General features: G+C 49.9%; 11 protein-coding genes. 6 read left to right on the top strand and 5 right to left on the bottom strand.

All coding sequences use genetic code 11. The features are described 5' to 3' along the window. Positions 1-156: 156 nt before the first annotated feature. The 4 genes from trkA to def are packed head-to-tail and all read right to left on the bottom strand — an operon-like array spanning position 157 to position 4,368. Positions 157-1,533, bottom strand: a complete 1,377-nt coding sequence (trkA, locus tag JK216_RS16335) for a Trk system potassium transporter TrkA (protein ID WP_212710961.1) — start codon at positions 1,531-1,533, stop codon at positions 157-159. Positions 1,534-1,553: 20 nt separating this feature from the next. Next, positions 1,554-2,846: a 16S rRNA (cytosine(967)-C(5))-methyltransferase RsmB gene (gene rsmB, locus JK216_RS16330; protein WP_212710962.1), complete on the bottom strand. Its 1,293-nt coding sequence runs from the start codon at positions 2,844-2,846 to the stop codon at positions 1,554-1,556. 44 nt (positions 2,847-2,890) lie between these two features. Continuing rightward, positions 2,891-3,835, bottom strand: coding sequence for a methionyl-tRNA formyltransferase (gene fmt, locus JK216_RS16325; RefSeq protein WP_212709486.1), 945 nt, complete (start codon positions 3,833-3,835; stop codon positions 2,891-2,893). A gap of 20 nt (positions 3,836-3,855) precedes the next feature. Beyond that, a complete protein-coding gene (def, locus tag JK216_RS16320; RefSeq protein WP_212709487.1) occupies positions 3,856-4,368 on the bottom strand; it encodes a peptide deformylase in 513 nt (170 codons plus the stop codon). Positions 4,369-4,484: 116 nt separating this feature from the next. On the opposite strand from def, the gene dprA reads away from it, so the two are divergent. The 6 genes from dprA to JK216_RS16290 are packed head-to-tail and all read left to right on the top strand — an operon-like array spanning position 4,485 to position 8,281. Beyond that, complete coding sequence (gene dprA, locus JK216_RS16315) at positions 4,485-5,609, top strand: DNA-protecting protein DprA (RefSeq protein ID WP_212709488.1); 1,125 nt, start codon at positions 4,485-4,487, stop codon at positions 5,607-5,609. Then, on the top strand, positions 5,581-6,054 hold the full coding sequence (smg, locus tag JK216_RS16310; protein WP_212710963.1) for a DUF494 family protein Smg: 474 nt from the start codon (positions 5,581-5,583) through the stop codon (positions 6,052-6,054). The genes dprA and smg overlap by 29 nt, the downstream gene beginning before the upstream one ends. A gap of 24 nt (positions 6,055-6,078) precedes the next feature. Then, entirely contained in the window at positions 6,079-6,633 is a 555-nt protein-coding gene (locus JK216_RS16305; RefSeq protein WP_212709490.1) for a type I DNA topoisomerase, read from the top strand. A gap of 8 nt (positions 6,634-6,641) precedes the next feature. Continuing rightward, entirely contained in the window at positions 6,642-7,208 is a 567-nt protein-coding gene (tsaC, locus tag JK216_RS16300; protein WP_212709491.1) for an L-threonylcarbamoyladenylate synthase type 1 TsaC, read from the top strand. Between the two features lie 3 nt (positions 7,209-7,211). After that, positions 7,212-8,027, top strand: a complete 816-nt coding sequence (aroE, locus tag JK216_RS16295) for a shikimate dehydrogenase (protein WP_212709492.1) — start codon at positions 7,212-7,214, stop codon at positions 8,025-8,027. Continuing rightward, positions 8,024-8,281, top strand: coding sequence for a DUF1488 domain-containing protein (locus JK216_RS16290; RefSeq protein ID WP_212709493.1), 258 nt, complete (start codon positions 8,024-8,026; stop codon positions 8,279-8,281). The genes aroE and JK216_RS16290 overlap by 4 nt, the downstream gene beginning before the upstream one ends. Here the strand turns inward: JK216_RS16290 and JK216_RS16285 are convergent. Beyond that, complete coding sequence (locus JK216_RS16285; RefSeq protein WP_212709494.1) at positions 8,248-8,805, bottom strand: gamma carbonic anhydrase family protein; 558 nt, start codon at positions 8,803-8,805, stop codon at positions 8,248-8,250. The two genes, JK216_RS16290 and JK216_RS16285, sit on opposite strands and share 34 nt — an antisense overlap. Positions 8,806-9,227 lie beyond the last annotated feature (422 nt).

The following is a 9,227-nucleotide window of genomic DNA, read 5'->3' as shown; positions in this document are numbered from 1 at the left end:
TATTTTTCCATATTTGCCATAAAACTCTTTTACGCAGCTTGATGATCTGACGTGTTGCTGGCCGGGCTTCCTTGCGGTGACATCACATCCGTATCCTGGTTATCTGCATCCCCGAAGATACGGCCAGCAGCTGGCGGCTGCTGGCTGATATTCTGGTTAGAGAAAAAACGGACTCGGCTGGAATAGTTTCTCGACATCAGGCACAAATTTTTTGTCAGTCAGGAACATAATGACATGGTCACCTTGTTCGATACGGACATTATCATTCGCTATCATTACTTCCTCACCACGGACTACGGCGCCGATAATGGTCGCCGGTGGCAATTTTATCTCACTGATCATACGGCCAACGACCCGTGAGGTAGTTTCATCACCATGTGCGATAGCTTCGATGGCTTCAGCAATACCACGCCGCAGGGAAGAAACGCCGACAATATCTGCTTTCCGGACATGCCCGAGCAGTGCAGAGATAGTGGCTTGTTGCGGAGAAATCGCAATATCAATGACGCTTCCCTGCACCAGGTCGACGTAAGCACGTCGCTGGATCAGAACCATGGCTTTTTTGGCACCCATTTTTTTAGCCAGCATGGCGGACATGATATTAGCTTCATCATCATTGGTGACCGCAATAAACAGATCGATCTGATCGATATGTTCTTCTGCGAGTAACTCCTGGTCCGATGCATCACCATAGAAGACGATAGTATCATTCAGCAGTTCAGCCAGTTCTGCCGCACGTTCAGCATTTCGTTCAATCAGCTTAACGCTGTATTGTTTTTCCAGTTGCTGTGCCAGCCCGAAGCCGATATTACCGCCACCGACCAGCATGATCCGTTTATAAGGTTTTTCCAGCCGCTGCATTTCACTCATCACTGCACGGATATGCTGATTGGCCGTAATGAAGAACACTTCATCACCCGCTTCAATGATAGTTGAACCCTGAGGACGGATAGGCCGATCCTGGCGAAAAATAGCAGCAACCCGGCTTTCGATATGTGGCATATGTTCCCGCATCACTGATAGCGGATTGCCAATCAGTGGTCCGCCGTAATAGGCTTTGACTACCGCAAGGCTGACTTTGCCTTCAGCGAAGTTAACCACCTGCAGTGCGCCCGGATATTGGATCAGGCGGTATATGCTATCGATCACCAATTGCTCAGGAGAAATAAGATGATCAATAGGGATCGCCTCAGGGATAAATAATTTATCATTATCACGCAGATATTCCGCCGCCCGGATCCGCGCGATCCGGTTGGGAGTATTAAATAATGAATACGCTATCTGGCAGGCGACCATATTGGTTTCATCTGAACTGGTTACGGCAACCAGCATATCTGCATCTTCAGCCCCTGCCTCCCGTAAGACCCTGGGATGGGATGCCTGGCCAGTGACTACACGTAAATCGAATTTATCCTGCAGCTGGCGCAGTCTTCCCGGGTCAGTATCCACAACAGTGATATCGTTATTTTCCCCCACCAGATTTTCTGCCAGTGTTCCGCCGACCTGCCCGGCGCCAAGGATAATAATTTTCATCGTCGTTTCACTCTTATGGGTTATGCGGTTTTGATCAGTTTAGCGTAGAAAAAACCATCACCGCCATCCTGCTGTGGGAACACCTGTAAACCATTAATATCACCACCCGGCAGTGAAACAGGCTGTGCTTCAGGATGGCGTTGCAGAAAGGCAGCTATCTGTAAATGGTTTTCCTGCGGCAGTACGGAGCAGGTTGCATAAACCAGTGTTCCGCCGGCTTTCAGGTGTGGCCATACAGCGTCCAGTATTTGCGCCTGTAATGTCGCCAGCTCATCAATATCACTGTCGCGGCGCAGCCACTTTATATCCGGGTGACGGCGAATAACACCGGTAGCAGAGCAGGGGGCATCCAGTAAAATACGGTCAAATTGACGTTCACCGCACCAGTCTGCCGGGGTTCTTCCGTCCCCCTGTTTTACTTCGGCTTGCATTTGCAGCCGTGCAAGATTTTCAGTGACGCGGCTCAAACGTTGTTCATCAACATCGACAGCCAAAACCCTGGCATCCGGCGCTATCTCGAGAATATGCGTTGTCTTACCGCCCGGGGCTGCACACAGATCGAGGATATCTTCGTTATCCTGCGGGGCCAGATATTGCGCACAACGTTGTGCTGATAAGTCCTGTACCGTCACCCATCCTGCAGAAAATCCGGGTAACTGATGTACTGCTGCGGGTTTTTCCAGCCGGACGCCATCGACAGATAAATCGTCGCTAAAGCCAGTCATTCCTTCCGCAGCCAGTAACTTCAGCCATTGATCACGTGAATGATGCTGGCGGTTAACTCTGAGCCACATCGGCGGGCGCTGATTGTTAGCATCGATAATCTGCTGCCATTGTGCTGGCCAGCTGGTTTTTAGCCGTTTAATTAACCATGAAGGATGCAGCAGATTGACACTTTGTCCGGTTAATTCTTCCAGTAGTTCTGTCTGACGGCGCTGAAACTGACGTAAGACCCCGTTTATCAGTCCTTTCAGGCTCTGTCTTTTGAGAACCACAGCACCTTCAACGGTTTCTGCGAGGATGGCATGGGGCGGGATACGGGTATACAGCATCTGATAAATACCGACCATCAGCAGGTAGTGTATCGTCCGTTGTTTACCGGTCATTGGCCGTTCCATTAGCTTACCAATCAGGGCATCTAACTGTGGCAGCGTCCGGGCGATACCGAAACAGATTTCCTGTAACAGTGCACTGTCTTTATCACTGAGCCCCTTTTGTGCCGCAGGCAATATGGTACCCAGTGACTGGCCTTTATCGACCACCTGCTCAATCAGCCGTGCTGCCAGACTGCGCAGGTTTGTTGTTTTTTTCATGAGATATCTTCAACGGGCCGGCGTTGCCGGCAGGTTTCGTGTCCTCAGGCCAGGACAGTACCAGAAGTGAACCATTCCTGACGTGAGTTAAGCAGATCTTTGGCTGGCATCGCTTTTTTACCCGCGGGCTGCAGGATTTCCAGTTGCAGTACACCTTCTGCAGTGGCGACTTGTATACCCTGTTTGTCAGACTGTACGATTGTCCCTGGCTGTACGTCCTGATGGGGAAGTACCGTGGCCAGCCATACTTTGACCGGTTGTTCATCAACCATAAAGTAACTCACCGGCCAGGGATTAAAGGCCCGGATACACCTTTCCAGCTGTTTGGCGGACAGATTCCAGTCCAGTCTGGCTTCTTCTTTACTGAGTTTACTTGCATAGGTTGCCAGGGAATCATCCTGCTTTTCCGCGACAGCAGTTCCGTTGGCAAGCTGTTGCAGGGTTTGCAGCATCCCTTGCGGGCCCAGTTGTGCCAGCGAATCATACAGCGAAGCACTGGTATCCTGCGGGGTTATCGGGCAATTAAGCCTGAGTAACATGTCACCGGTATCCAGGCCGATATCCATCTGCATGATGGTTATACCTGTATGCTGATCTCCAGCCCAGAGTGCACGCTGGATAGGCGCAGCACCACGCCAGCGCGGCAGTAATGAACCGTGAACATTAATACATCCCAGACGTGGCATATCGAGAACCGCCTGTGGTAATAACAAGCCATACGCGACAACCACCATGATGTCGGCATCCAGGCCGGCGATTAATTGCTGATTTTCCTGCTGACGTAAGGACGCTGGCTGGAAAACGGGAACCTGATGAGATTCCGCCAGGGCTTTCACCGGGCTGGCAACTAACTTTTTACCGCGGCCGGCAGGGCGGTCTGGCTGAGTAAAGACACCGACGATCTGATGTTCAGATGCAAACAGCGCGTCAAGATGACGCGCTGCAAAATCAGGTGTGCCGGCAAAAATGATTTTTAACGAATCGGACACAATCACCCCTTATGCGGGTTTCAGGACGCCCTGGACGTTTGCCGGGCAAGTTTTTCCAGTTTCTGACGGATACGCTGACGTTTCAGCGGCGACAGATAATCGACAAATAATTTACCCATCAGATGATCCATTTCATGCTGAATGCAGATTGCCAGCAGGCCATCGGTTTCCAGCTCGTAGGATTCACCGTCACGGTTCAGGGCACGGATCTTCACCCGTTCAGCCCTGGGTACCAGTGCGCGTTGTTCAGGAATGGAAAGACAACCTTCCTCAATTCCGGTTTCGCCACTTTTTTCCAGTAATTCAGGGTTTATCAGTACCAGCTGTTGCTCCCGGTTCTCGGAAACATCAATCACAATAATGCGCTGATGGATATCGACCTGAGTTGCAGCCAGACCGATACCTTCTTCGGCATACATAGTCTCGAACATGTCGTCGACAATGCGCTGAATATCTTTATTTACTTCTTTTACTGGCGCAGCAACTGTACGGAGTCGCTCGTCAGGGAAATGTAATACCTGTAAGACTGACATAAATTTCCGGATATTTATTCATGATATTTTAATTGACTGCCTTATATTGTAGACGTTTCATCAGGTGATTGACAGTATTGCCGCAGGGATAAAGCGTCTGTCAGAGGGATCGCCGGATGGATAGAACAGAGAAATGGTTACGCCTTGCTGCGGTCCGGGGCCTGAAGCATACAGCCAGGCTGGCAGTCATTTATCAGCTTGAAGATCAGCCGGTAATAACTGAAGCTTTTCTGCAGTCACTCCTTCTGACACCACAACAATGCCAGCAGTTTTTTAGTGTCAGTGAAACCGGGCTTACACTGACCCGAAAATGGCTTGATACTGAAAATCATCATCTGGTGTGCTTTTCTGATACCAGATATCCGCATTTACTGGCAGAGACAACAGGAGGGCCGTTGTGTCTGTTTGTCGAAGGCGATCCGGCAGTACTTTCTTCACCTCAGCTGGCAATTGTTGGCAGCCGGCAATGTACCAGATACGGTCAGCACTGGACTGAATGCTTTTCCCGGGCCTTATCTCTGAGCGGGCTGACACTGACCAGCGGACTCGCACTGGGAGTTGACAGCATAGCCCATCGTGCTGCTTTAGCCTCCGACGGGAAAACGGTAGCAGTGCTGGGCAGCGGGTTAATGAATATCTATCCGCGCCAGCACTGGCAGCTTAGCCGTGACATCATCCTGCAGGGCGGAGCAATAGTTTCTGAATTTCCTCTGACGGCAGCACCACACCCCGGGAACTTTCCCCGGCGTAACCGGATAATCAGTGGCCTGAGCCTGGGGGTGCTGGTGACAGAAGCTGTGCTGAAAAGTGGATCATTAATTACGGCCCGTTATGCGTTAGAACAAAACCGTAACCTGTATGCCTTGCCCGGTGCGCTGGCTAAACCTGAAAGCGAAGGAACGCACTGGCTTATCCAGCAGGGGGCGTTACTGGTGACCCACCCGAATGATGTGCTGGAAGATTTACAAACCGGTTATCATTCTTTGCTGTTTTCTGCGGTTGAACAAATAAATTCATCAGAGTATGACACTGTTCCATTGCCATTTGCTGGTGTGTTGGCTAACGTAGATGATGAGGTTACACCTGTTGACGTCGTCGCTGAACGTGCCGGCCAACCTGTGCCAGTTATCGCCACTGCGTTATTAGAACTGGAGTTAGCAGGATGGATCGCAGCTGTACCCGGCGGCTATGTCCGTTTAAGGAGGGCATGCCATGTTCGACGTACTTATGTACTTGTTTGAGACTTATATTCATACCGGGACTGACACGCAGGTTGACCAGGGGAAGCTGACGGATGATCTTACTGACGCGGGCTTTGAGCAGGACGATATTGCCAATGCCCTGAGCTGGCTGGAGAAACTGGCTGATTATCAGGAAGGGCTGGTCGAGCCTATCCGGATGGCGTGCGATCCGCTGTCGATGCGTATTTATACACCTGAAGAGTGTCAGAAGCTTGATGCAGACTGTCGCGGATTTTTGCTGTTCCTGGAGCAGATCCGGGTACTGAATCTTGAAACCCGTGAAATGGTTATTGAGCGGGTAACCGCTCTGGATACCCGGGAATTTGAACTTGATGACCTGAAGTGGGTGGTCCTGATGGTATTGTTTAATATTCCGGGATGTGAAGATGCGTATCAGCAAATGGAAGAGTTACTTTTCGATGCTAATGACAGTATTCTCCACTGATAATATCTTCTGTGTAGTGAAATTATGACTAAAACAGCACTGTTTGCTGTGCACCATCAGGAAAATTGCCCCGTCTGCGGGGCTGAATTAGTGATTCGTTCTGGTAAGCACGGCCCTTTTACCGGATGTTCGGCTTATCCTGAATGTGATTATATCCGTCCGCTGGGACCGCGGAGTGATGGTCACGTTATTAAAATTCTTGAAGGCATTCCTTGCCCTGAGTGCGGCGCAGATAAAGCGCTGCGTCAGGGACGCTACGGGATGTTTATTTGCTGCAGCCATTACCCGGACTGCACACATAGCGAAACTATCGACCAGCCGGATGATACCGGAATTTCCTGTCCACAGTGCCAGCAGGGTGAACTGGTTCAGCGTCGTTCCCGTTACGGTAAATATTTCCACGCCTGTAGCCGTTACCCTGATTGCCAGTTTGTCGTGAATACCCGGCCGGTCGCCGGAGAATGCCCTGCATGTCATTTTCCTTTGTTAACAGAAAAGAAGACAGCTAAAGGCGTACGTTTAATTTGTGCCAGTAAAGTGTGCGGCAAGCCCGTCGCCGAAGATAACCAGGAAAAATAGCGTCCATTATGTCGACTGATTCAGTTTCAGATTCTTTGCAATATTGTGTTGAGCAATTACATAACAATGAGGTTATCGCCTACCCGACCGAAGCAGTATTCGGTCTGGGATGTGATCCGGACAGTGAGCAGGCGGTAATGGCTTTGCTGGCGTTAAAAAAACGCCCTGCAGAAAAAGGATTGATCCTTATTGCCGCGAACTATCAACAACTGTTTCCTTATATAAGTGATGAACGACTGACGACAGAACAACGAGAACGAATGTTTTCTCACTGGCCGGGGCCGGTGACATTTGTGGTTCCTTCAACAGCTCCGGGCTGGCTCAGAGGACGTTTTGATTCACTGGCTGTAAGGGTCAGTGACCATCCCGGTGTGCAGCAGCTATGCCTGGCTTTTGGTAAACCACTGGTTTCTACCAGTGCGAACTTATCCGGTCAGGAACCCTGCCGGAATGTCCGGGAAGTGGCGGAACAGTTTGGTACGGATTTCCCCGTATTAAATGATGTGACCGGCGGGCGTGACAATCCTTCAGAAATCCGGAATGTTATTACCGGTGAACTTATCCGGCAGGGGTAACGCATGGACGATTTTGTTGTTTTTGGAAATCCGGTTAATCACAGTAAATCGCCTTTTATCCATCAGCTGTTTGCCGCACAGACAGGAGTCCCGCATAGCTACGGACGGATATGTGCACCTGTTGATCAGTTTGTATCGACAGCCAGTGTCTTTTTCAGTGAGGGAGGGAAGGGAGCAAATGTCACTTTACCTTTCAAGCAGGAAGCCTGTGCCATGGCGGACGAACTGACAGAACGTGCCGCATTATCAAAAGCGGTTAATACATTAAAGAAACTGCCTGATGGAAAACTGCTGGGTGATAATACCGATGGCATAGGTTTGCTTAGCGACCTGCAACGATTACAGATGATTACTCCCGACTCGCATATTCTGCTGGTGGGCGCTGGCGGGGCGGCGAGGGGCGTGATTCTGCCATTGCTTGCATTCGGTTGCAGGATAACTATAACTAACCGCACTCTTTCCAGAGCAGAAACGCTGGTCGAAACTTACGGTCATGCAGGAACGATTATTGCCAGTGAACATAACTCGCTGCAGCACGGCTATGATCTGATTATTAATGCAACATCCAGCGGGGTAAAGGGCGAAGTTCCCCGACTTCCCGACACGGTCTTCAGCAGCACGACGCAGTGTTACGATATGTTCTACCAGCAGGGTAATACTCCTTTTCTGAGCCTTGCGGCACAGCAAGGGGCGGGGGTATGTGCTGATGGGATAGGGATGCTGGTGGCACAGGCAGCACATTCATTTATGTTATGGCACGGTGTCATGCCCGATATCAAACCCGTGATCGACGCTGTGAAAGAAGCATTACAGCCATGAATCAGGCATTACAATTCCCGGACCGTGAAGAGTGGGATGAGGTCAGACAGGCCGTATGTTTTCCTGCTTTATATCAGGGGATGCAGCTTCACTGTGCTATCACCGCTGCTGACCTTCGCCATAGATTTGGTGAAGGTCAGCCACTTAAACTGTTCCGTCAGCATCGCTGGGACATCGAAGATGATATGGAATCGCGGATAATCGCCGGTACTGACGATGATTATGGCTGGTTCTGGTTATCTTCGGACAGATAGTTATTTTTCCATTTAACGTAGTTTGCTGCGGAATACAACAGCCCCTGCTTTTCGTCGTCTGTCAGACGACGAATTTGCTTTACGGGGCTTCCCAGATACAGGTAGCCGCTTGCCAGTCGTTTGCCTGGCGGAACCAGACTCCCTGCCCCGATCATGACATCTTCTTCTATATATGCACCATCCAGCAAAATTGAACCCATTCCGACCAGTACCCGATTCCCGATAGTGCAGCCATGTAGCATAGCTTTATGTCCGACAGTAACATCATCGCCAATTATCAGTGGGTGACCTTGCGGATTATTTATGGAACAGTGGCTGACATGCAAAACACTGCCATCCTGAATATTACTGCGTTTACCGATAGCTATCTTATTTACATCACCCCGTATCACAACCAGTGGCCAGATACTGACATCATCACCAATAATGACATTGCCTGTCACAACGCTGGAGGGATCGATCATAACGTCTGCACCGGTTTGTGGTGAATATCCCTGGTATTGACGTAACGGATTAACGGACATAACAGAAACTCCATTATTGCTCTTTCACTGATACCGGCAGGGGAAATATGAGTTTTCCCTCTTACGGCGATGCTTTTACCCGGTGTTATATTTAAAGAACAGCATACAAAATAAGACGCTGCGCATTCCCTGAACCTGTCTGTATTGGTCGTTATTGTGTTTAACCCCGCGAATAAAACCGGTAAATGACCACTAAACAGACACACTGTGCAGGTTTATACACCGATCGGGGTGAAAGTTCACCAGTCAGTAATTAATTTAAAATAAACCCTTGCCAGAAAAAATTAACTCCCTATAATGCGCATCCACTGACACGGCAAAGCGCGATGCGCAGCGGCGTGACAAGGACTGAAGCGATTCGGTCCGGAGAAAAAATCACGAAATAGTGGTTGACTCCTGAGGTGAAAAGCGTAATATACGCC

This window comes from Tatumella sp. JGM94, from assembly GCF_018257595.1.
Taxonomy (GTDB): Bacteria; Pseudomonadota; Gammaproteobacteria; order Enterobacterales; family Enterobacteriaceae; genus Tatumella; species Tatumella punctata.
The sequence above is the reverse complement of the archived record's forward strand: the minus strand, read 5'-3'. Positions and strand labels throughout refer to the sequence as shown.

Coding starts and splice junctions, on each gene's coding strand:
- JK216_RS16285 (WP_212709494.1), bottom strand. CDS start 8,805: ATGTCCGTTAATCCGTTACGTCAATACCAGGGATATTCACCACAAACC.
- JK216_RS16290 (WP_212709493.1), top strand. CDS start 8,024: ATGAATCAGGCATTACAATTCCCGGACCGTGAAGAGTGGGATGAGGTC.
- rsmB (WP_212710962.1), bottom strand. CDS start 2,846: ATGAAAAAAACAACAAACCTGCGCAGTCTGGCAGCACGGCTGATTGAG.
- smg (WP_212710963.1), top strand. CDS start 5,581: ATGTTCGACGTACTTATGTACTTGTTTGAGACTTATATTCATACCGGG.
- tsaC (WP_212709491.1), top strand. CDS start 6,642: ATGTCGACTGATTCAGTTTCAGATTCTTTGCAATATTGTGTTGAGCAA.
- aroE (WP_212709492.1), top strand. CDS start 7,212: ATGGACGATTTTGTTGTTTTTGGAAATCCGGTTAATCACAGTAAATCG.
- def (WP_212709487.1), bottom strand. CDS start 4,368: ATGTCAGTCTTACAGGTATTACATTTCCCTGACGAGCGACTCCGTACA.
- dprA (WP_212709488.1), top strand. CDS start 4,485: ATGGATAGAACAGAGAAATGGTTACGCCTTGCTGCGGTCCGGGGCCTG.
- trkA (WP_212710961.1), bottom strand. CDS start 1,533: ATGAAAATTATTATCCTTGGCGCCGGGCAGGTCGGCGGAACACTGGCA.
- JK216_RS16305 (WP_212709490.1), top strand. CDS start 6,079: ATGACTAAAACAGCACTGTTTGCTGTGCACCATCAGGAAAATTGCCCC.